A 21,958-nucleotide genomic window follows, 5' to 3' on the forward strand; every position below is an offset into this window, starting at 1 on the left:
ACAGCACAGCCTCACAGCACCCACGCCGGCCTGATCAGCCGGCGACTACACCGAACCGAACTGACCCGACTACATCGGATCTCACGCGCACTGATTCACCGACACCTCGCACCGGCCAACCGTTCCCCACCACACCCACGCGAAGTCCGGACCGTCCTTCCCCGGACATTGCCCGGCTCAGCCCTTCCCACCCGAACGCCCCACGCCCCGGCGACCCCATCTGGAACTCGCCCGACCAGAACACCCTGCACCACACCGATCGAAGCCGGAACTCGCCGCATCGAACCGACGCTCCGGCGCCCACTCCCGGCCGTAATTCGTCGAACGCTACGCACACCCCACCGCCCACGAATCCAGCGCACACTCCCCAGCAGAGCCGTTCAACTCCCCACCCGAACGTCCATCAGACCGCTGCCGGGCACAACAACCAGGCAAACCCGCGTTCCGCTCCAGCAGCGCCGCCTCACAACCCGAGCCACGGACACCCGACACCCACGGCACCGGCTCGCCGGCAGCCCTCCCAGTTGGAGCGGGTCAGGGCTATTCGCGAGCACTACCGCACCCAGCCCCCTCTCGGCAACCGACGCACCGGAGTCCCCGCGCACGGGACGCGATACACCAACGGCCGCCCCTCCTACACAACGACGCAACATCGCCTCCCCAACGGCGAAACCCTTCACATCGCCACTGTCCGCGTACACCTGAGCACACGCCCGGACACCAGGCAGGACGAAGTTCGCCAGATCATTCGGTCGGCGGAAGATGCTGTAGACCGCGCCTTCAACACCGGGCCCCGGCTTCTCTCCGGCGACCGGCTCATGGTCGATGTGGTCTTCACCAACGACCCCAACGACGCACACCTGAGCATCAACAACAACGCCGGTGATCGACAAGATCGCAATACCTGGTCGGCATCCGACTCCCAGAATCAGCGAACCGACGACATACGGATGCATCTCGGTCTGATGCCGGCCGGTACCGATCCGCATCTCACCACCGAGGACCTCCGGCAGATCAGCAACGATATCGCCCTTGCCAATACTCGACCCCGGTTCGACAACCCTGCCGACACCCGGGTCGAAGGCCCACGTCGGCTTGCCGAGATCGAGAACCCGGTTCACCAAGAGCGGGTCGAAGACTCGCTCCGCGTCGGCAACCGATTCATCGTCGGAGCAGACCCGCGGAGCCACCGGTACGGACAACTCATCAACGACGGAGGGGTCTCGGCGCCCGGCCGCAACACCAACTGCGTCGACTGCGCCATCTCCGCCCTCTCCTCTTTCTTCGGAAACCCACAGGTGGCCGCGCCACGGCATCTGGATCTTCAATCGGACGGCACTCCTGACCGGCATGCCGGAGAGCGTGGCGGACTCGTCCGCGCAATCAATTGGCTCAACGGCACCCCGGTCGACCACAGTGCCAATGGGCAGTCGGTCCCCGAACAATTCCAGGAACTACACAATCAGATCGCTGCTCTCGGGGAGGGTTCTGCGGCTCTCGTCGTGAACGCCTACACCGATGGCGGCCGTCACGCGACGGTCATCGTCTACCCGCCGGGCGCCGAGGGGCCGGTCTGGTGGGATCCCCAAACCGGTGAGACTTCGGATGGCCCACCACCGGCCATGGTGAGCCGCTCGTCGCACCTTCTTTCGGTCCCCATTCCAGCAAACCCAGGAGTTGAACATGCCGGATCAACAGTTCCGAACCAGGGACCAGGTAACCCAGTATCTGACCCAGGTGTTCAGTCCGGACCGTCAACACACGATCCTGGAGACGGAATACGGATGGGTTTGCCGGCCGGTCCTGACCCAGCAGGAGATAGCTCAGGGACAGGACCTGGGCCTGGGCAACTACGTGGTGAACAAAGTCAGCGGAGTGGTGACAGCCCATCGCAGCCTGCCCCCGGACCTGATCGGGCAGGAGTACGACCAGGCCATCCGAGCGGGCCAACCAGTGCAGGGCGCCCAGATCTATCCACCGATGTGGGACATCCAGATCACGTTGACGCGGGAGACCGCGACCGAGGTCGAGTACCGGGTCCAAGCCCGTTCGCTGACACAACCACAGGCGGAACAGTCGATCGATCAGCAATTGACGATCGACAAGCAGACACTGCGGACACGAACGGACACCCGGATAATCCACTCGGCCAGCCGCCACGCAGTGAGTTGGGCGGAGTGGCGCAGCCGGCAGGACGGGACCTGGCCCCAGAGCGGGACGTTTCAGTACTGAACCAAGCCGCCACCGACACTGGCGGAGCCACAGCCACGCCGGAAACAAAAACCACCGGTCACGAGAGTAGAACCGAGGCGGTCCACACAGGAAGCCGGCGACAACCAGCCGAGGAGAACCGCAGCAGCGATTCGCCACGCGCGACGACGACGCCAACCATCGCCGACCATCCCCACAGACCTACCAGTCGCCCCTCGAACCGGGAGTCCACGACTCCACCGGGCGGTCGATCAGCACCCAGCGCTCCAGACAATCAACGACCGGACGAGGCAGGCCACGCCCCACCGCATTCGGATGCTCCTGCCGCCGTAGCCGGCCCCACATCCCCATTGCCGTCGCTGCCAGAAAGCGACTACTACCGGCCGGATGGGACCCCGGTCCCAACAAACGAACTCGTCCACCCAGACCTGGAAACCAGCGAACTCGAGCGAATACGCGCGATTGATGACCGGCTGCGCGACGCCGCCGAGGATTACAGGAGCAAACACGGCGCCTACCCTCCCGCATCGCCGGGAGTCGGCAGGCCACATCCAGCGGTCGAAGCTTTGGTTGCGCCCGGATACGACCCGTATCACGGTATGACTCGGGACCAATGGATGGATTCCATCACGGACTCGGGCGGCAATCTGAACTGGGCCGACGCAGCGCGGCATCCGGAGGGTTTCTCGACACCGGTCGGCCGACATCCGGTCGTTCTGCCAGTCGGTGAAATAGTCGACCGATTCGGAGGGCCCAACGGAAGGTATACCTCGCCACCGGGCGTCGCCTACCCGGAGAGGGCGTTACCGCCCACCAGCATCGAAGGCGATTCCTATCACCAGTACCGGGTGGTGCGGCCGCTGCCGGTCTGGTCAGGGGAAATCGCACCTCAAATGGGCGAACCCGGACTGGGCACCCAGCACTTCTTGCCGGGTTCGGTTCAATCCCTCATAGAGGCCGGCTATCTCGAGGAAATACCAGCCGAACCGCGTGATGCGGTGCCGCCCTCGAGCGGAACCCCGCCAGGGGCTAGCCCGAACGACGATCCCGACAACGAAGGACCGTCCAGACAGTCTCACCCCTTGAACGGGCGTCCCGGTTTCTCGTTGATGAGCGAGAACGACAACTTTTACCGGTATTCGCAACATACGGCCCCACTTCCTGGCCACTACGATGTCATTGCCCATGGAACCACTAATGATATCGAAATGGCTTCAGGAAATAACAGACTTTCCGCACGGGAACTGGCGGACATGATTCGTCACCGCCCTGACTATCAACCAGGTACACCGGTTCGCCTGCTATCCTGCAATACGGGTCATGTCGACGGAAATGTCGCAGCCCAGTTGGCCCGCGCCCTGAATACAACTGTAATCGCGCCAGATGGATTCCTATACGTCGATAACACGGGAGTCATGGGTGTCGACCGACGAAGCACGAACGAAATAGCCGTACTCCTGGTCCGTAGGCTAAGGAACACATTCGTCAGATTCCACCCGGACGGCACATCCGAGGAATTGGAAAGAAAGGAATGGGAAGGTTGAATAAAATCCTGAGAATCCCAGATATTAAAGAGGTACTGGAAGCAGCGAATGCCACTGCCCCAGCGAGCACGGAGATCGTGCCTATTCGTGATCTGATCGGCAAGCTGGACAACAAAATTCGCGAACCCCTCGCAAATTACTTGCGGAACTGTCCCATAATTTGGGTGAGCCAGTCCGAGAAAGATCCTCTGGATCCATCGAAAGGCTTCGTAATGCCTACGGGGATCGCAACCGACGGCACGTGGGTCTGGAGGATCTACTGGGGGTATTTCGTAGCCGAATACGGAGTAGCCGTACCCGATCACTTCGTCGCGCACGCGCGGGACCAGAAGTTCGAACCGCCGGTGTTGACGCCTGATGAGATAGAGCAGGTGATAGACCAGTACGAACAGCAGTGGCCGAACTGAGAACGGCTCCCTAGGCGTAAGGTTTCGACGTGGATTTCAGTGAACTGCAGCGGATACTCGACGGTTTGGGTGTCCCCGACACGGACGCGTCCGTGGGACGGTTGCGGGACGACATGTTCTGTCTCATCCCCGGGAACGCGGAGGGAACGTTCGAGGTGTTCTGGTACGAGCGGGGCAACAAACATGACCTGTGCGTTTACGACAACGAGTCTGCGGCGTGCTACGGCTTCCTCGGACTGATCGGCGGCGCCCTCCGAGGTAAGCAACCCCTCGATCCGGGCCGGGGCACCGCGGGAGCTCTCGGCGGCGTACCCATAAACCACAGAACGCTGCAGGGACTGCTCGACGGCGCAGACCTTTTCGGTGGCATGGGAGAACCACAATGGGCACGCCAGTTCGTCGCGCCCGAAGACTTCGGTGCCTCGTCCGGCCGACGACGGCTCATATGGCCCGACCAATCACAGCACCCGGACGGATTCCTCTCGCCGACTCACCGCTCGCCCACACGTATTCCCGCCCGCCGAATAATGGATTCCTTCGGGACCACGTTCACTCGTTTTCTGTACGATACCGGGGCCCTCATACCGGAACGGTCGCTGCCGATCGACATGGTGGAATCCGGATACCGACGGTGGCGGGTTCTCCAACCCACTCCCGTGTGGGTCGGACCCGCAGCACCGTGGTTCGGTTTGCCCGGCGGCGCCAACCAATACTTCACACTCATGCCTGTCGTCGATCTCGTGGGCTCAGGATTCATCGAGGAGATAAAGCTGTGACTACAGGCGGCGACATCCATCCCGAAAACCTCTTCGCCCAGGACCCCGTCAGCCAACTCGGCCAATTCTCCAAGGTAGGAGTTCCGGAAGGGCTCATCTCGGAGGGCGCACTTCGAGAGAATTCCTGGTGCATGATCCAGGCCGAAGACGGCTGGTGGGATGTCTTTTACTACGAACACGGCTCCCGCACAACCAACCTCGGCCGCGCCGCATCCCGCCTCGCCGCCCTGCGACTGCTGGGCGGACGCTTCCTCTACACCGACATCCTCAACCGAGCATCCTCGCGAGAGCCCGGCGAATAACATCTGCAAGCTCAACCGGAAACGCCTGAGGGAGCGAACGGTTCGGAGACCGCGCACCCCGTGACCGGTCCCGGTTTCCGGCAGGATATTGCCGAAAGCCGATGAGGAAGTCGCGATTCGGCTTCGACCGAGCGGAAACCGGCAGAATCCTGCCGATTTCTCCCAACCGGTCGCCTGCTACCTGTAGACCGACGGCCCGAGACCGGACGTCTTCTCCGCCGGAGTCGGATCTCCGGGTCAGGGTTCGGCGGCACGCCGGTTCTACCCGGCGAACTCGTGATCGACGGCGTCGGTTCGGCCGCCGAAATCGCTCGGTTCCAGTTGTTGAGCAGTTTCCACGAGGCCGGCCAGGGCCCCGGAGTGAACGCCGGCCGGCCAGGCGAGGAGCGTGGTGGCCGAGGGGGCGTCGAGGACGGGGACCGCGACGTGTTCCGGCCACTGCCAGGCGCGGCTGGATGCGGGGATGACCAGGAGGGTGCGGCCGAGGGCGACGAGTTGGGCGAGCTGGGATTGGCTGCGGACCTCGGGACCGGGGCCCGGTGGATAGGTGTGGTCGTGGCGGGGCCAGCGGGCGATAGGCAGGTCGGGGACGGCGCTGACCTCGGCCATGGTCAGGCTGGTGCGCCGGGCGAGCGGATGGGCTGCCGGCACGATGGCGACCTGGCCTTCGGTCAGGATTTCGGCGCTGTCGAGACCGGTCATCACATCGAACGGCGCGTGCATGATGGCCACATCGGCGCGACCGTCGCGCAGGCGCTGGCCTTGCTCGCCGATCTCGCACAGCAGCACATCGATCTCGACAGCGTCGGGACGCGCGGCGTAGGCGTCGAGGAGCTCTTTCAGTAGCTGATGGGAGGCGCCGGCTTTCGTGGTGAGGACGAGGGCGGGTCGCGCGGCGGCGGCGCGGCGGGTGCGGCGGACGGTGGCATCGACGGCGTCGAGTGCGTGCCGGGCCTCCACCAGCATGGTCTCCCCGGCGGGGGTGAGCGAAACCCCGCGGCGATCCCGGTCCAGCAGGGAAACTCCCAGGCGGCGCTCGAGCTGCTGGATGGCGCGGGAGAGCGGCGGCTGCGCCATAGTCAGGCGTTCGGCGGCACGGCCGAAATGCAGTTCTTCGGCGACCGCTACGAAGTAGCGCAGTTCGCGGGTTTCGAGTCCGTCCACGACTCCAGTATGGGCCTGATACCGGGGCGGTATCAGGCCGGATCGAACCGGTCTTGGACTCTGCGTACTCCGCGCCCGCACGATGTCCTCGGAAGCGTCGAGCAAACAGCTTTGCCTGATAAGCGCTTTCACTACTTTCACGAAAGGCATACGGTGAGCACGACTCCTCTTCCCGGCGGCACCTGGACCCTGGGCGATATGACGGTGACACGGTTCGGCTACGGCGCCATGCAGCTCGCCGGGCCCGGCGTGATGGGCCCGCCCGCCGATCGCGACGGAGCCCTCGCCGTGCTCCGCACCGCCATCGACCTCGGCATCACCCATATCGATACCGCGGACGCGTACGGCCCGCGGATCACCAACGCACTCATCCGGGAGGCACTGCACCCGTATCCCGATTCGCTGCGCATCGCCACGAAGGTCGGGGCGACCCGCGACGAGCAGGGCGGCTGGCCGCCGGCCCGCCGGCCCGACCAGCTGCGCCGCGCGATCGACGACAATCTCGAAGCCCTCGGGGTCGGCACACTGGACCTGGTCAACCTGCGACTCGGGGACGCCACCGGGCCGCAGCCGGGTTCACTGTCCGAAGCGTTCGAAACACTTGCCGACCTGCGGCGGCAGGGCCTGATCCGGCATCTCGGCGTCAGCAACGCCACCGCGGAACAGGTCGCCGAAGCCCGGTCGATCGCGCCGATCGTCTGCGTGCAGAACATGTACAACCTCGCCTACCGGCACGACGACGAGCTCATCGACCGGCTCGCGGCCGAGAACATCGCCTACGTGCCCTTCTTCCCACTCGGCGGGTTCAGTCCGATCCAGTCCGAGTCGCTCGAGGCGGTGGCGCAACGGCTGAACACCACACCGATGTCGGTTGCACTGGCCTGGTTGCTGCAGCGGTCACCGAATATCCTGCTGATCCCGGGTACCTCGTCCGTGACTCACTTGCGAGACAACGTCGCCGGCGCCGGTATCCGGCTCAGCCGCGAGGATGTCGCCGAACTGGAGAACATCGGCGCACAGGTGTAGCCGCACGGTCACCGTTGTCGCCGGCGAATATCGCTTGGACGTGGCCGCCGGGCTCCCCGATTGCGGGACCGATTGCGGCTCAGGCTGTTACGCCGGGCTCTTCGCGAGCACGTACCGGGCGTATCGGGCGATCAATTCGCCGGCGGCTTCGACCGCCGTCCGTGTCTGTTCCGCTCGCACCAGCCAGGTGCGCATGGGGAAGGCCGGCTCCACCAGTTCGATCCACGGCCAGCCCGGGAGGAGCCGGTGGGCGCTGGCCTCGCTGAGCAGCACCGCATGCGACCCGGTGACTTCCGCGCAGGCCAGCGCGTTTTCGACGAACGACGCGAACTGCCAGATCGGGGCGATCCCGGCCTCGTAGGCGACCGAGATCAGGCGGTCGTGTTCGGCGGGGATCTGCTCGCGGGCGTGGGCCAGCACGCGGAGGTTGTCGAGTTCGGCCAGCGGACAGGTTTCCCGTTCGGCCAGTGGGTGATTCGGGCGGACCGCGAGGCCGAAGGGTTTCTCGAACAGCTCGATCGAGTGCAGGTTCGACGGTGGGTTCTGGTGGACGAGACCGATATCGAGCCTGCCCTCCTGCACCGAGCGGAGCTGGGCGCTGCTGTTCGCGTCGCTGAAATCGATTCGTATATCGGGTGTTTCGCGCTGAAACGCGTGGATGAGACCGGTGAGCCAGTCGGCCGGCAGGCCCGGGGGCAGGCCGATGGAGATCAGTTCGCGGGCGGCCGACGCCGAGCGGGCCACGTCCCGGGTGACGGCCGCCAACCCGAGTAGATGTGCCGCGTGCTGGTAGAGGGCGGTGCCGGCGGGGGTCGGTTCCACGCCGCGGGGTATGCGGTCGAGGAGGGTGATACCGCATTCGCGTTCGAGTTCTTTGATCTGCCGGGTGAGCGCCGGCTGGGACATCACGAGCCGGTCGGCGGCGCGGGAGATCGAGCGCTCTTCGACCACTGCGACGAAGTATCTGAGATGGCGTAACTCCACCGCGCCAGCTTGCCATACCCAACAGGTATACCGGGTCGCCGATATAGGCATTGGACGCGGAGCATAGGTATCGCAGAGAGTTGTGACTCAGTCCACAGGTGTTTCCCGGCTGCGCGCCGGGCAGGGATAGGAGCTCAACGGTGACGCTCAGTGAGCATGTCGATGTTGTGGTGATCGGCGGTGGCGCCGGCGGGATCGCGGCGGCGGTCGGGGCCGCACGCAGCGGGGCGCGGGTGCGGCTGATCGAGCGGTACCCGTTCCTGGGTGGTGCGGCGACGAACAGTTCGGTGCTCACGTTCTGCGGTTTCTTCGATCAGACCCACGAAACGGTGGTGGCCGGCGTCGGCGGGGAGGTCTTGGACCGGTTGCGGGCTCGCGGCGTGTACGCGGAGAAGGTGATGGGCTGGACCGGTAACCGGATCGTGCTGCTGGACGCCGAAACCACGAAGATCGTCTGCGACGAACTCGTCGCCGATGCGGGGGTGGAGACCCGGCTGCATTCCACACTGATCGGGGCGACCCGGCGCGACGGCGCGATCACCGAGGTCGAGGTCGCGCATCGCGGCGGCACCGAACGCCTCACCGCCGACGCTTTCATCGACGCCAGCGGGGACGGCGCGCTGCTGGCGCTCGCCGGGGCCGCGGTGCGCACCGTCGACCTGGCCGACCGGCAGACGAACACTCTGGCCTGCCGGTTCGGCGGAGTCGCCGCGGACGCCGACCTCTCCACCGACGGAATGCGCGCCGCGGTGGCCGCCTACAACGACGAAACCGGTGCCGCGCTGCCCCGCGACCACGGCATCGCCGTCCGGCTGCCGGTGACCGGTGAGGTGATGGCGCTGCTCGTCGACGAGCATTTCGACACCCTCGATGCGCGGCAGTTCAGCGCCGCGGAGGCGAGCGCCCGCGCGCAGTCCTGGCGCTATCTCGACGCGATGCGCAAGGGTATGGCCGGATGGCAGCAGGCCTACCTGGTCACTTCCGGCCCGCAGATCGGTATCCGGGAAAGCCGGCGGCTGGTCGGCAAGGCCATGATCACCGCCGACGATGTGCGGCGGGCCCGCAAACGCCCGGACGAATCCATCGGACGCTGCGGCTGGCCGATCGAGGACCACGCCGGGCCGGGCGTGACCAATTACGAGGAGATCGATGGCGGCCGCTGGTACGACGTCCCCTACGATGCCATCCGGTGTGCCGACACCGGCAATGTGTGGGGTGTCGGCCGGTTGACCAGCTCGGACGACGAGGCGTTCGCCTCGGTACGGGTGATGGGCACCGCCTTCGCCACCGGGCACGCCGCGGGGATCGCCGCCGCGCAGTACAGCGAGGGCCGGCGGCACGATCTGCCCGGTATCCGCCGTGCCCTGCTCGCGCAGGGGGCGATCGTATGAGCCGGTCAGCGGTGACACCCCAGCCCGCACTACCGTCGTTCTGCGAATCGGAGCACCGCCCATGAGCGTTCAGCACTCCCCTGCCTATCGGTGGGTCGTTCTCACCATGTGCTGGGCGGCCTTCACCATGACCTCGGTGGACCGGTCGACCTGGGGTCCCGCCTCGGCATCGGTGAGCGATTCCCTGGCCGTGCCGATCGCCGCCATCGGTATCTTCGCGACCTGCTACTACATCGGCTACGTCGCCTCCAACGCCTTCGGCGGTTTCCTCACCGACTGGCTCGGCGGGCGCATGATCCTGTCGCTCACGGGGCTGGTCGCGGGATCGTTCATGATCGTTTTCGGCACCATCGAGTCGATCACCGCGGGTTTGATCGTGCAGGGCATCGTCGGGTTGTTCGCCGGCGCCGACTACGCGGGCGGGCTCAAACTCATCGCGACCTGGTTCACACCGGCTCAGCGCGGTTTCGCGATGGGTGTGTTCATGACCGCGACCTCCCTGGGCACCGTCATCGCCAACGCCGTCGTCCCGCGGCTGATCGAAGCCTCGGGGTGGCGCGAGTCGTATCACGTGTTCGGCATCGTCACCGTCGTCATCAGCGTCCTGTGTTTCGTGCTGCTCCGGGATCGGCCGCACGGTGCGGAACAGCAGGTGGAGCAGCAGAAGTCACGCGGCAGTGCGCTGCCGGATCTGCGTCCGCTGCTGCGCAACCGCGATCTGCTCCTGCTCGCCGTCACGGGCTTCGGCGGGCTGTGGGGCACCTACGGCTTCGTCACCTGGTCGAATACGCTCATGGTCAAGGCCAACGGTATCGACCCGGTCGACGCCGGCACGGTGCTGGTGATCTTCGCCGGCGTCGCGGTCGTGGCGAAGCCGATGGTCGGCTGGGTGACCGACCTGTTCCGCCTCGGGCAGAAGCTGCCGATCATCGTGATCCTCGTTGTTTTCGGCGGCACGCTGCTGACCTTCGGATCACTGTCCGGCCTCACCCAGTTCCTGGTGTGTGCACCGCTGCTGGGGCTGGGCGCCTATGCGTATTCGCCGCTCACCGCCGCGCTGACCCCGGCGCTCGCCGGACGCGACCTGGTCGGCTCCGCGGCCGGCGGCGTGAACGCGGTCTGGCAGCTCGGCAGTGTGGTGGTGCCCGCGGTGGTCGGTTTCGTCTTCCACGCGACCGATTCGTTCTACGCCGCGTTCGTCGTCCTGGCGATCGGCCCGTTCGTCGGCGCCGCCACCTGCTGTTTCATCCGCTCCGACCGGCCTGCGAAGGGAGGCGGCGGCTCTGTGCCGACCGAGGAAGCCGAGCACCGACTAACCGTGTGACCGGCGGATGACCGAACCACAGCGACCCCCTCTGGACCGACAGCCCAGAGGGGGTCGCTTCGTTGTGAGAACCGAACGCGGGACGCGTCTTCCTACCCGCTTCGGCCCCCGCACGAGCCCGGGCGATACCGGCTCAGGCGTGCGCGACCGGGTGTTCCCGATCGGCCGTGCGGGTGCGGCGCGGAAGACTGACCAGCACGACCACCGCCATCACCAGCAGTACGGCCGCGCCCACCGTGGTCGCCACGTGCATACCGCCGACGAACGATTCGCGGGCCGCGTGCACCAGCGCCGGATCGTCCTTCGCGAACTGGATGGTTTCGCCGATGGTCGGGGCGAAATCACCGCCGGACCGGAAAATCACCGCGGCCAGCGAACCGAGCAGCGCCAGCCCGAGGGCGTTGCCGAGTTCGAAACTGGTCTCCGAGATGCCCACCGCGGACCCGGCCCGCTCCGGCGGCACCGACGAGACGGCCACCTCCGAGACCAGGGTGAACACGATCCCGTAGCCCACGCCCGCGATCGCCGACCCCGCCACGTACCAGCCGACGCCGCCGTCCACGCCGACTCCGAAGAGCATGAGGTTGCCGACCGCGGCCGCCGCCAGCGCCGACGCGAACGCCGCCCGGCCACCCAGCCATTGCCCGACCCGCGAACCCGTCATCGAGAACACGAACACCGTGACGGCCATCGGGATACCGAGCAACGCGGCGGCCAGCGGGTCCCGGCCGGTGACCGACTGCAGGTACACGCTGGACAGGTAGCTCAGCCCCGCCAGCGACATCATGCCGGCCAGGCTGGAGCCGATCGCGACCGAGAACTGGCCGTGCCCGAACAGCCGCAGGTCCAGCAGCGGTTCACTGATCCGCCGTTGCCTGCGTACGAAGGAGGTCAGAAGTGCGCCGCCGATCAGCGCCGATATCAGCGCCACGGAATCGATCCCGTATTCGGCGGCGTGCTTGACCGCGTACACCACCGGCAGGATGCCGCCGATCGACAGTGCGACACTCGGCAGGTCCAGCGGACCCAGTTCGGTGGCCCGGTGTTCCGGCAACAGCAGCCGCCCGAAGACGAGCAGTACCAGCAGCACCGGGACGTTGATGAGGAACACCGACCCCCACCAGAAGTGGTGCAACAGCACTCCGCCGATGATCGGCCCGACCGCCGAACCACCGGCGAAGAACGCCGTCCACACGCCGATCGCGGTGGCGCGCTGCCGGGCATCCGGGAACAGAGTGCTGATCAGCGCCAGGCTGGACGGCAGCAGGGTCGCTCCGCCGAGACCCATCAGTGCCCGCGCCGCGATCAGTACCTCGGCGCTCGGCGCGAACGCCGCGAGTATCGACGCGACCCCGAACAGCATCGCGCCGGCCAGCAGGATGCGTCGGCGGCCGATGCGGTCGCCGAGGTTGCCCATGGTGATCAGCAGACCGGCGATGAGGAATCCGTAGATATCGAGAATCCACAGCTGCTCGGCGGCCGACGGGTCGAGGTCGACGGTCAGTGTCGGCAAGGTCAGGAACAGGACGGACATATCCATCGACACCAGCAGCACCGGCAGTACCAGGACGGCAAGGCCGAGCCAGGCACGCCGCGAGCCGCCCGCCTCCGGCGTGGCGTGCAGTGCCTCCAGGTTCGTCATCAGTGGTTCCCTTTCGCTGACGCGTACGGCGTACGCATGGTCCGGGGTACAGTGTACGCATGTTAGTTCCGAGGCCGGAGCCAGGTGCCCGATGACCGAACCGAAGCTCACCCGGGCCGCCATCATCGATACCGCCATCGACCTCGCCGATGCCGACGGTCTCGACGCACTGTCCATGCGGCGGATCGCCGACCGGATGGGCGTGGGCGCGATGTCGCTGTACCGGCATATCGCCAACAAAGATGTCCTGATCGCCGCCATGGCCGACGACGTGGCGAGCCGTTACCCGTACCCGGCGGTCGAGGGCAAGGACTGGACATGGCGGGACCGGGTCCGGATCGCCGGGGATATCGACTGGGAGCTGTACCAGCGCCATCCGTGGGTGCTGCTGGCCTTCGCGACCCCCCGCTACAGCTTCGGACCCAGCAGTCTGCAATGCCTGGCCTGGCTCGTCGAAGGCTTCCGCGAACTCGGGGTCTCGACCCACGAAGCCACCGAGATGTCGTTCGCGGTCTGGAACTACATCTCCGGCGCCACCCTCCCCCACATCAGTTCGGCGCTACTGGCCCGCAAGGGAGTCGACGACTCGGACGAAAACGGCCTTCGTTCCCTGCTGGCCGGCAACCCGGTCCATCCGACTCCGCCCGCACTCGGGGAACTACACGGCACCGGCGACCAGTTCGCCCAGCTCGACCTGCTCCATCTCGGCCTGACCGCCCTGTGCGACGGCTTCGCCCTCCGCGCCGGCCGGCCGAACCCTACAGACCTCTGAAACGTAGCGGTCGGAACTCGGGTCACAGAACACCGAAGGTATGCCCTCTATGTCGCGGCGCCGCCGTGTTCGCCGAGGCGGGGTGGGGGGCGGTAGTCCGGGGTCCAGCCGGCTACCCGGATGGGTGAGGCGACAAGGCGGTGGTTACCGGCTCGGACGACCATCTCGGGGGTGGCGTCGAGAGCCTGCGGGAGGGTGCGGACCGCGGCGGCGGGGACGCCGAGCGGGCGGAGGCGGGTTTCCCAGGAGGCGGCCGTATCGGTGGCGAGGGTTTCGGTTACCAGCGTGAGGACTTCGTCGCGGTGGGCGACTCGTTCGGCCATGGTGTCGAAACCGGTGAGCCCGGCTTCCTTCGCGAAGGATCTCCAGAAGCCGTCGTGGGTGATGAACAGGGCCAGGTAGCCGTCGGCGGTCGGGAACAGTTGGGCGGGAACGTAATACGAATGGGCGCCGTGGGGGCGGCGTTGGGGTTCGATGCCGTTGTCGAGGTAGGCGGCGGCGTGGTAGTTCAGCTGGGAGAGCATCACGTCGCGGAGGGATACGTCGATCTGGCCGCCTCTGCCGGAGACGATCTGGGCGAGGAGGCCGAGGGCTGCGGTGAGGCCGGTGGAATTGTCGGCGGAGGAATAGCCGGGCAGCGTGGGCGGGCCGGCCGGGTCGCCGGTGAGGGCGGCGACGCCGGTGGCCGCCTGGACCACGTAGTCGAAGGCGGGGTCGTCGCCGTTGTCCAGGCCGAAACCGGTGAGGGCCACGCATACGATGCGGTCGTTGTGGTGGCGGAGCGCCTCGTAGGTGAGGCCCAGTTTGCGGATCGCCGACGGTTTCAGGTTCACCAGGAGCGCGTGGGACTCGGCGGCCAGTTCGCCCAGTCGGCGCTGTCCGGCGTCCGAGGTGAGGTCGAGGCGGATACTGCGTTTGCCGCGGTTGAGGCTGGCGAAATAGGAGTCACCGACCTTGCGGGAGATATCGCCCCCTGCTGGTTCGAGTTTGGTGACCTCCGCGCCCAGATCGGCCAGCATCATGGTGGCGTAGGGGCCGGCCAGCATGGTGCCCACCTCGAGCACGCGGATACCGGCCAGCGGGCCCGCGGTCACGGCAGTTCCTCGAGTGCGGGTTCGTGCGGTCGGCGGGCGCCGGAGCGAAGGTGGAGGTGCCACATCATGGATGCTGCTGCGCAGGCGGGTCCGTGTAGGCCGTGGCCCTGCCGGAGGTACCGCGTCATCGGAGGTCCTTCGCGATCTGCGCGATCACCTCGCGGGTACGGCGTTTGGAGGCGATGAGTTCGTCGCGATTGTCGCCGATGGGCAGCAGGCGCACGGAGAGGTCGGTGGCACCGGCGTCCGCGTAGCGGCGCAGGCCCGCGGCGATTGCTTCCTCGTCGCCGGCGATGCAGATATCACCGATATCCTTCGCCTCGCCCTTTTCCAGGAGCCGTTGATAGTTCGGGGAAACCTCGGCCTCGCCGAGAATGCGATTGGCGCGTTCGCGGGCGGTGTCGATCTCGTTGGACGCGCACAGGCAGATGGGCAACCCGGCAACGATGCGGGGTGCGGCGCGACCGGCGTCGGCGGCGGCCTTGGTGATCCGCGGGACCACATGGTCGGCTATAGCGCGTTCGTCGGCCATCCACAGGATCGTGCCGTCGGTGTGTTCGCCGGCGATCCGCAGCATGACCGGGCCCAACGCGGCGATCAGCACCGGCAGCGGAGCGATCGGGCCGAGATCCAGCTGGTTGTTCACAGTGAAGCTGCCGTTGGAGACCTGGACGGTGCCCGGGCCGTTCAACGCCGGATCGAGGACTTCGAGATAGTCGCGGGTGTAGGCGGCGGGCTTCTCGTAGGGCAGGCCGAGCATGTCCTGCACGATCCAGTGGTGCGAGGGCCCCACGCCCAGCGCGAGCCGGCCGCCGGCCACCGCGTGCGCCGACAGCGCCTGCCGGGCCAGGGCGATCGGGTGCTGGGCCTGCAGCGGCACCACGGCGGTACCGAGTTCGATTCGTTCGGTGACCGAACCGAGCAGCGCGACGGTCACCAGCGCGTCGAAATCCGTGGGGATCTGCGGAATCCACGCGGTGTCCATACCGGCCGATTCGGCCCATTTGATGTCGTCGACCATCCGGGCGGCTTTGCGCGCGGTATCGCCGCGCTCGGGTCCGATCATCACACCGATACGCACGATTCCTCCACTCTCACAAACGAATTAAGAGGAGCCGCCGCCCACCGTTACGGCGGCGGCTCCGGGCCCGGACGCCGGAGCGTCCGGGGGATCAGGACGGGGCCGTGGTCCCGGTGAGGGCCCGCATCTCGGTGACCAGGACGTCGAGCGGGGTGCCCGTGGGGAATACGGCGGCGGCGCCCGCCGCCTGCAATTTCTCGATATCGGCCTGCGGGATGGTGCCGCCGACCACTACGGCGATATCGCCGGCGTCGGCCGCGCGCAGGGCGTCGACCACCCGTTTCGTCAGGGCTACATGGGCACCGGAGAGGATGCTCAGGCCGACCACCGCCACATCCTCCTGCACCGCGATCGAGACTATGTCCTCGATACGCTGCCGGATCCCGGTGTAGACCACCTCGAAACCGGCGTCGCGCAGCGTGCGGGCGACGATCTTCGCGCCCCGGTCATGGCCGTCCAGACCGGGTTTCGCGACCAGTACGCGCGCGGTCATCAGAACACCACCGGCTGCTGGAATTCGCCCCACACCGATTTGAGGGCGGCGGTCATCTCGCCCACCGTGCAGTAGGCGTTGGCACAGTCGATCAGACGATGCATGAGGTTGTCGTCTCCTTCCGCGGCCCGCGACAGCGCGGCCAGGGTGTCGCGCACGGCTGCGGAATCCCGCTCGGCCTTCACCTTGGCCAGCCGTTTCAGCTGGGTTTCCCGGCCTTCGGCGTCCAGTTCGTAGGTGGCGATCTCCGGGGCCGGTTCGTCGGTGACGAATTTGTTCACGCCCACCACCGGTTTCGCGCCGGATTCGATGTCCTGGTGCAGTTTGTAGGCTTCGTCGGCGATGAGGCCCTGCAGGTAGCCGTCCTCGATCGCGCGGACCATCCCGCCCCGGTTCTCCAGGTCGGACATGATCTCCTGGATGGCCGCTTCGGTTTTATCGGTGAGCGCCTCGATGAAGTAGGAACCGCCCAGCGGGTCGGCGACCCGGGTGACCCCGGTTTCGTAGGCCAGGATCTGCTGGGTGCGCAACGCCATGGTCGTGGATTCCTCGCTGGGCAGCGCGAACGGTTCGTCCCAGGCCGCGGTGAACATCGACTGCACGCCGCCGAGTACCGCCGCCATCGCCTCGTAGGCGATGCGGACCAGGTTGTTCTGCGCCTGCGGGGCATACAGAGAGGCGCCGCCGGCCACACAGCCGAAGCGGAACATCGACGCCTTGTCGGTGGTGGCGCCGTAGCGTTCGCGCACGATGGTCGCCCAGCGGCGCCGGCCCGCGCGGTATTTGGCGATCTCTTCGAAGAAATCGCCGTGCGTGTAGAAGAAGAACGAGATCTGCGGGGCGAATTGCTCGATACTCATCCGGCCGCGTTCGACCACGGTATCGCAGTAGGTGACACCGTCGGCGAGGGTGAACGCCATCTCCTGGACCGCGGTCGCGCCGGCGTCGCGGAAATGCGCGCCCGCCACCGAGATGGCGTTGAACCGGGGTACTTCGGCGGCGCAGAACTCGATGGTGTCGGCGATCAACCGCAGCGAGGGCTGCGGCGGCCAGATCCAGGTGCCGCGGGAGGCGTATTCCTTGAGGATGTCGTTCTGGATGGTGCCGGTGAGCTTCTCCCGGGGCACGCCCTTCTTCTCCGCCGCCGCCACATAGAAGGCGAGCAGGATCGCGGCCGTGCCGTTGATGGTGAAGCTGGTGCTGATCTTGTCCAGCGGGATGCCGTCGAACAGGATCTCGGCGTCGGCGAGGGTGTCCACCGCGACACCGACCCGGCCGACCTCCTCCCCCACTTCGGGATCGTCGGAGTCGTAACCGCACTGGGTGGGCAGGTCCAGCGCGACCGACAACCCGGTGCCGCCCTGGTCGAGGAGATAGCGGTAGCGCCGGTTGGACTCTTCGGCGGTGCCGAAGCCGGAGTACTGCCGGAAGGTCCACAGCCGTCCCCGGTAACCGGTGGCGTAGTTGCCCCGGGTGAACGGAAACGCGCCGGGCGCGGGTGGTTCGGTATGCCGGTCGGCCGGCCCGTAGACCGGTTCGAGCGGGATACCCGAGGAGGTATGGACTGCATCGTTCATCGTTGAATACGATACTTGCAGAAAATGAGAATGCCAATACCGCTTCGTGCGAACGCGTAATCGACCAGGAGTGTTATGTCCACCGAGCAGCAGAACTTCACCGACCGGACCCTCGTGGTCTCCGGAGCCAGCCGCGGTATCGGCCTCGCCATCGCCTTGTCCGCGGCCCGCCGCGGCGCGAATGTGGTGCTCCTGGCCAAGACCGCACAACCTCATCCGAAGCTGCCGGGCACGGTGCACACCGCGGTCGCGGAGATCGAGGCAGCCGGCGGCAAGGCGGCGGCCGTCGTAGGTGATGTGCGCGAGGAAGCCGATGTGGCGCGGGTCGTGGAGACCGCCCTGGAGCGTTTCGGCCGCATCGACTACTGCGTGAACAACGCCAGTGCCATCGCCACCGAACCCACCGAGAAACTCTCGGCGAAGAAATTCGACCTGATGCAGCAGATCAACCTGCGCGGCACGTTCCTGCTCACCCGCGCCTGCCTACCGCATCTGCGCGAGGCCCCGAACCCGCACATCCTGACGATCGCCCCTCCCCTGAACACCAGCCCCCGCTGGCTCGGCGCCCACCCCTCCTACACGCTGTCGAAGTATGGGATGACCCTACTGACCCTCGGCTGGGCCGCGGAATACGCCGATGCCGGAATCGCCGCGAACTGCCTGTGGCCGCAGACCTATATCGCGACCTCCGCCGTCGCGAACCTGCCCGACGGCTCGGAACTGCTGGAGTCCTCCCGCAGCCCCCGGATCATGGGCGACGCCGCCGCCGAAATCCTGTCCCGAGAAGCCAAATACAACACCGGCAACACCTACATCGACGCCACGGCACTCATCGAATCGGGCCGCACCGACCTGTCGGAATACGGCGGCGGCGCCAACCCGATCCCGGATATGTTCTTGGATTAGCCCATCGAACGCGCCGGCGGGCCGGAGGTGCGTCACACTCGGTCGCTATACCTTCCGGGTAACGACGGCGAAATTCAACGGGATCCGTGGCGCCCTGCCAGGAAGTGTCCAGCCTTCGGGGCATTCGACGAGGTCCGGGAAGGCGCGCCAATCCATGTAGGGCAGTTCGTGAACTGCTTCGATCCGCAAGCCGGCGCGTAGCAGTGAACCGATGATCTCGCCCAGGTCGTGGCGCCACTCGTGCACCGTGGCCTGGGTGATCTGCCCGGCCGAGTTCTCGGTGTAGCTACCCGAATCGGTGTAGGTCCGGGGGCCGGTTCCGCCGAGATAGTCGTCGGTGATCTCCCACGGCTCGAAGTCCATCGCGCCGAGAATCGGATGGTCGTCGCGGATCATGAACACCGCGCCGGGTGCGAGCAGGTCGTGGATCGAGCGAGCCCACTCGGTGAGGCCGGGCAGCCATACGATGGTGCCGGCGCTTGTGACGACGAGGTCGAACTGCCGGTCGATCAGCGTGGACGCGTACCGTGCGTCGCCCTCGACCCAGGCGAGCTCGCGGCCGTCGGCCCGGGCGATCCGGTCGGCATGACGCAGCGAATTGGGCGAGAGGTCCAGACCATGGACATCGACCGCACCGAGGCGGGCCCACGACAGTGTGTCCGTGCCGATATGGCATTGCAGGTGCAACAGGGATTTGCCCTGGACTCCGGTTTCCGGCAGGTGCGGGGCCAGCACCGATAGGTCGTTGCGCACTACCGACGAGACGGCTTCCGGGTCGGCCAGGAAGGCGTCGACGTCGTACATTTCGGACCGCCGGTGCACATCGGCCCGTTCGTCCCAGTTCGCGCGGTTGGCGGCGATGGCTTCGGCGTGGTCCATGATGGGTTCCCCTCGGCGGTCGGATGTGGTGCGCCGATTTTGTATCACATGCGTGATGTAACCAGACAGCGGTTTTCTAGACTGTGCCCCGTGCCTATCCGGGTAGATGCCGATGCGCGACGCCGCCATATCGTCGATGCCGCCTTGAACCTCATCGTCGCGGGCGGTCCTTCCGCCGCGACTTTCCGCAAGGTCGCCGCCGAAGCCCGCCTGAACATCGGCTCGGTGCGCCACTACTTCACCGACCACGAAGCCCTGGTCGTCGCCGTGGCCACCGAAGTCGGCGACCGGATGGGCCGGCGCCTCACCCGCCACCCGGCCGCAGCGGCCGGAGACCGGCCCGCGGCAAAACGTCACCTGCTGCGGGTGCTCGAAGAATTGGTCCCCTTGGACGACGAGCGGCACCGCGAAGCGGTCATCCTCATGGAAATCATCGCCGCCGCACGCATCAACCCCGCGTTCGAACCGGTCGTCCGGCAGATGGCCGCGGACCTACGCCAGGTCCTCGTCGACGCCCTGGCCGCCACCGGCACCCCCGCCCCCGAACACCACGCCGTGCACCTGGCCGCACTGATCTCCGGCCTTTCCCTGGACGCCGTCACACCACACGGATCGGTCGACCGTGCCACCATTCGCGCCGTACTGGAGCAGCAGGTCGCGGCGCTCTGACCCGGTGCGGGCGGGTCGGCGGTTCCCGTCAGGCTTCGATCGCCGCACCGCAGATACCGCAGATCTCCAGCTGCCGGCGCTTCCAGCGGGCGACCGGTATGAAGAAAAGCGTGAACTGCTTGAACTCCCGCACCCGTTGCCACTGAGTGGTGTTGTGGCAGCGCGGGCACGTCCGGGTTTGCCCGAAGCCGAGATTCTGCCGTTTGGTTCCGAAACCGAAGATGAAGAACATCAACCCAGCGTAGAGAGCGGCCTCCTCGGGAGTACTGAGCTTATTCAGCACAGTGGCAGTACGAAGTCACCAGCGGGGCACGAATACGGTACGCAATCGATGATCAGCGCCGGACATCATGGGTCACGAAGGCCGGAACCGGACATCCCGGAATTACAGATCGCGGCAAAGGTGGCGGCCGGCGCTCACGTTGGCCACACGGCCTACGAGGGACGTCCGTACGACATCGGGTCGGAATAGTCGACCACTCCGACCTGATGCCGGTTCCGGTCAGAACGACGCCGGCATGCTCTCCCAACCACGCACCGTCGAGGTGGGCGAGAGTTTGGCCTGTGACAGGTCGACTTCCCATTCGGGGAAGCGTTTCAGGATTTCCTCCAGGGCGACCCGGCCCTCCAGGCGCGCCAGTGCGGAGCCCATGCAGAAATGGGTGCCTACGCTGAACGCCAGGTGAGGTTTGCTTTCGCGGTGGATATCGAAAACGTCGCCGTCGGGGGCGAATTGGCGGTGGTCGCGGTTGGCGGCGCCGATGAGCAGCATCAGGGCGCTGCCTTCGGGGACCGTGTGGCCGTGGTATTCGATATCGCGGGTTACGTAGCGGGCGACGTGGGGGGCCGGGGGCTCGAAACGTAGTAACTCTTCGATGGCCGCCGGGATCAGGGCGGGGTTCCGGGCCAGTTCGCGGCGCTGGTCGGGGTGTTCGGCGAGGACTTTTCCGGCCCAGCCGATTAGTCGGGTGGTGGTTTCGTTACCGGCGCCGGAGACGACGTTGATATAGGTGAGGATCTCGTCGCGGGTGAGGTGGCGCAGGGTGCCGGTTTCGTCCTCGAACTCGACGTTCAGGAGTTCGGAGATGATGTCGTCGGAGGGGTGTTCGGTGCGCCAGTCGACGTATCTCTCGAAAAGTTCGCCGCCGACAATCCCGGCTTCGGCGGCCTTCATCGGTTTGCCCTCTTCGGTCCGCATCTGCTCGTTGGCGAAATCGCGGATCGCTTCCTGATCCTCCTCCGGAATGCCGAGCAGCATACCGATGGTGCGCATGGGCATCTGCGCGCCGAGGTCGGCGATGAAATCGATCTTTCCGGTGCCGATCAACGGGTCCAGGCTCTGGCAGCAGAATTCGCGGATCTTGGCTTCGAGAGCGGAGATCTTACGTGGGGTGAACATGCGCGAAAGCAGCTTCCGGTGCATGGTGTGGATCGGCGGATCCTCGAAAATGAGTACGCCCGGCGGTATTTCGATATTCGCCTTGATCAGTTCGATGATCGCCCCGCGTGCCGAGCTGAAGGTGTCCTTGTCGATCAGCGCGGCGTTCACGTCGGCGAACCGGCTCAATGCGTAGAAATCATGGGTTTCGTTGTAATACAGCGGTTTTTCCTCGCGGAGCCGCTTGAACATGGGATACGGGTCGGCGTTGAGCCCGACATCGTAGGGATCGTAGTAGACATCAGTGGGCGCGGTGGTCGTCACAGCTGAGTCTCCTT

The 21,958-nt window shown here is 66.2% G+C and carries 22 protein-coding genes and 1 pseudogene; 12 read left to right on the forward strand and 11 right to left on the reverse strand.

From position 1 onward, the window contains the following. Positions 1-380: 380 nt before the first annotated feature. Positions 381-1,328 carry a hypothetical protein gene (locus tag ACQEVO_RS18775; RefSeq protein WP_432923406.1) on the reverse strand — a complete coding sequence of 316 codons (948 nt, stop codon included), beginning with the start codon at positions 1,326-1,328 and terminating at the stop codon, positions 381-383. On the opposite strand from ACQEVO_RS18775, the pseudogene ACQEVO_RS18780 reads away from it, so the two are divergent. The 6 genes and pseudogenes from ACQEVO_RS18780 to ACQEVO_RS18805 form a co-directional block, all read left to right on the forward strand. Continuing rightward, positions 1,299-1,535, forward strand: a pseudogene (locus tag ACQEVO_RS18780) (toxin glutamine deamidase domain-containing protein); the annotation flags it as partial. The gene ACQEVO_RS18775 and the pseudogene ACQEVO_RS18780 sit on opposite strands and share 30 nt — an antisense overlap. 148 nt (positions 1,536-1,683) lie before the next feature. Then, positions 1,684-2,232 (forward strand): hypothetical protein, encoded by a 549-nt coding sequence (locus ACQEVO_RS18785; RefSeq protein ID WP_432923409.1) that lies wholly within the window; start codon positions 1,684-1,686, stop codon positions 2,230-2,232. A gap of 596 nt (positions 2,233-2,828) precedes the next feature. Next, positions 2,829-3,755: a glycohydrolase toxin TNT-related protein gene (locus ACQEVO_RS18790; RefSeq protein WP_432922797.1), complete on the forward strand. Its 927-nt coding sequence runs from the start codon at positions 2,829-2,831 to the stop codon at positions 3,753-3,755. Beyond that, entirely contained in the window at positions 3,752-4,162 is a 411-nt protein-coding gene (locus tag ACQEVO_RS18795; protein ID WP_432914999.1) for a hypothetical protein, read from the forward strand. Before ACQEVO_RS18790 ends, ACQEVO_RS18795 begins: the two co-directional genes overlap by 4 nt. Positions 4,163-4,317: 155 nt before the next feature. Continuing rightward, positions 4,318-4,938, forward strand: coding sequence for a TNT domain-containing protein (locus ACQEVO_RS18800; protein WP_432915001.1), 621 nt, complete (start codon positions 4,318-4,320; stop codon positions 4,936-4,938). After that, entirely contained in the window at positions 4,935-5,240 is a 306-nt protein-coding gene (locus ACQEVO_RS18805) for a hypothetical protein (protein ID WP_432915003.1), read from the forward strand. Before ACQEVO_RS18800 ends, ACQEVO_RS18805 begins: the two co-directional genes overlap by 4 nt. A gap of 261 nt (positions 5,241-5,501) precedes the next feature. Here ACQEVO_RS18805 and ACQEVO_RS18810 read toward each other — a convergent pair whose 3' ends face one another. Then, the gene (locus ACQEVO_RS18810) at positions 5,502-6,404 is read right to left on the reverse strand and encodes a LysR family transcriptional regulator (protein ID WP_432915005.1); all 903 of its coding nucleotides are present in this window, start codon (positions 6,402-6,404) and stop codon (positions 5,502-5,504) included. A gap of 153 nt (positions 6,405-6,557) precedes the next feature. Here ACQEVO_RS18810 and ACQEVO_RS18815 point away from each other — a divergent pair, with 153 nt between their 5' ends. After that, a complete protein-coding gene (locus ACQEVO_RS18815) occupies positions 6,558-7,430 on the forward strand; it encodes an aldo/keto reductase family oxidoreductase (RefSeq protein WP_432915007.1) in 873 nt (290 codons plus the stop codon). Between the two features lie 87 nt (positions 7,431-7,517). Here ACQEVO_RS18815 and ACQEVO_RS18820 read toward each other — a convergent pair whose 3' ends face one another. Further along, a complete protein-coding gene (locus tag ACQEVO_RS18820; protein ID WP_432915009.1) occupies positions 7,518-8,465 on the reverse strand; it encodes a LysR family transcriptional regulator in 948 nt (315 codons plus the stop codon). An 89-nt stretch (positions 8,466-8,554) separates the two neighbouring features. Between ACQEVO_RS18820 and ACQEVO_RS18825 the strand changes: the two genes are divergently transcribed. After that, complete coding sequence (locus ACQEVO_RS18825; protein ID WP_432915011.1) at positions 8,555-9,805, forward strand: FAD-dependent oxidoreductase; 1,251 nt, start codon at positions 8,555-8,557, stop codon at positions 9,803-9,805. 61 nt (positions 9,806-9,866) lie between these two features. Then, complete coding sequence (locus tag ACQEVO_RS18830; protein ID WP_432915013.1) at positions 9,867-11,129, forward strand: MFS transporter; 1,263 nt, start codon at positions 9,867-9,869, stop codon at positions 11,127-11,129. A gap of 133 nt (positions 11,130-11,262) precedes the next feature. Here ACQEVO_RS18830 and ACQEVO_RS18835 read toward each other — a convergent pair whose 3' ends face one another. Further along, entirely contained in the window at positions 11,263-12,771 is a 1,509-nt protein-coding gene (locus ACQEVO_RS18835) for an MFS transporter (RefSeq protein ID WP_432915015.1), read from the reverse strand. A gap of 91 nt (positions 12,772-12,862) precedes the next feature. Here ACQEVO_RS18835 and ACQEVO_RS18840 point away from each other — a divergent pair, with 91 nt between their 5' ends. Beyond that, positions 12,863-13,543 (forward strand): TetR/AcrR family transcriptional regulator, encoded by a 681-nt coding sequence (locus ACQEVO_RS18840; protein WP_432915017.1) that lies wholly within the window; start codon positions 12,863-12,865, stop codon positions 13,541-13,543. 47 nt (positions 13,544-13,590) lie between these two features. On the opposite strand, the gene ACQEVO_RS18845 is transcribed toward ACQEVO_RS18840, so the two are convergent. The 4 genes from ACQEVO_RS18845 to ACQEVO_RS18860 all read right to left on the reverse strand — a co-directional run bounded on the left by ACQEVO_RS18845 (position 13,591) and on the right by ACQEVO_RS18860 (position 17,788). Next, positions 13,591-14,637, reverse strand: a complete 1,047-nt coding sequence (locus tag ACQEVO_RS18845; RefSeq protein WP_432915019.1) for a CaiB/BaiF CoA transferase family protein — start codon at positions 14,635-14,637, stop codon at positions 13,591-13,593. Between the two features lie 124 nt (positions 14,638-14,761). Further along, positions 14,762-15,718 (reverse strand): TIGR03564 family F420-dependent LLM class oxidoreductase, encoded by a 957-nt coding sequence (locus tag ACQEVO_RS18850; RefSeq protein ID WP_432915021.1) that lies wholly within the window; start codon positions 15,716-15,718, stop codon positions 14,762-14,764. Positions 15,719-15,809: 91 nt separating this feature from the next. Continuing rightward, positions 15,810-16,211: a cobalamin B12-binding domain-containing protein gene (locus ACQEVO_RS18855; protein WP_432915023.1), complete on the reverse strand. Its 402-nt coding sequence runs from the start codon at positions 16,209-16,211 to the stop codon at positions 15,810-15,812. Continuing rightward, positions 16,211-17,788, reverse strand: coding sequence for a methylmalonyl-CoA mutase family protein (locus tag ACQEVO_RS18860; RefSeq protein ID WP_432915025.1), 1,578 nt, complete (start codon positions 17,786-17,788; stop codon positions 16,211-16,213). Before ACQEVO_RS18860 ends, ACQEVO_RS18855 begins: the two co-directional genes overlap by 1 nt. A 75-nt stretch (positions 17,789-17,863) precedes the next feature. On the opposite strand from ACQEVO_RS18860, the gene ACQEVO_RS18865 reads away from it, so the two are divergent. Next, on the forward strand, positions 17,864-18,694 hold the full coding sequence (locus ACQEVO_RS18865) for an SDR family oxidoreductase (protein WP_432915027.1): 831 nt from the start codon (positions 17,864-17,866) through the stop codon (positions 18,692-18,694). 45 nt (positions 18,695-18,739) lie between these two features. Here the strand turns inward: ACQEVO_RS18865 and ACQEVO_RS18870 are convergent, their stop codons facing one another. Further along, positions 18,740-19,573 (reverse strand): class I SAM-dependent methyltransferase, encoded by an 834-nt coding sequence (locus ACQEVO_RS18870; protein WP_432915029.1) that lies wholly within the window; start codon positions 19,571-19,573, stop codon positions 18,740-18,742. A gap of 90 nt (positions 19,574-19,663) precedes the next feature. Between ACQEVO_RS18870 and ACQEVO_RS18875 the strand changes: the two genes are divergently transcribed. Further along, positions 19,664-20,242, forward strand: coding sequence for a TetR/AcrR family transcriptional regulator (locus tag ACQEVO_RS18875; protein ID WP_432915031.1), 579 nt, complete (start codon positions 19,664-19,666; stop codon positions 20,240-20,242). A 28-nt stretch (positions 20,243-20,270) separates the two neighbouring features. Here ACQEVO_RS18875 and ACQEVO_RS18880 read toward each other — a convergent pair whose 3' ends face one another. Continuing rightward, positions 20,271-20,474: a zinc-ribbon domain-containing protein gene (locus tag ACQEVO_RS18880; RefSeq protein ID WP_432915032.1), complete on the reverse strand. Its 204-nt coding sequence runs from the start codon at positions 20,472-20,474 to the stop codon at positions 20,271-20,273. Between the two features lie 270 nt (positions 20,475-20,744). Beyond that, a complete protein-coding gene (locus tag ACQEVO_RS18885; protein ID WP_432915034.1) occupies positions 20,745-21,944 on the reverse strand; it encodes a cytochrome P450 in 1,200 nt (399 codons plus the stop codon). Between the last annotated feature and the right edge of the window lie 14 nt (positions 21,945-21,958).

Source organism: Nocardia sp. CA-290969 (genome assembly GCF_050936135.1).
GTDB lineage: Bacteria > Actinomycetota > Actinomycetes > Mycobacteriales > Mycobacteriaceae > Nocardia.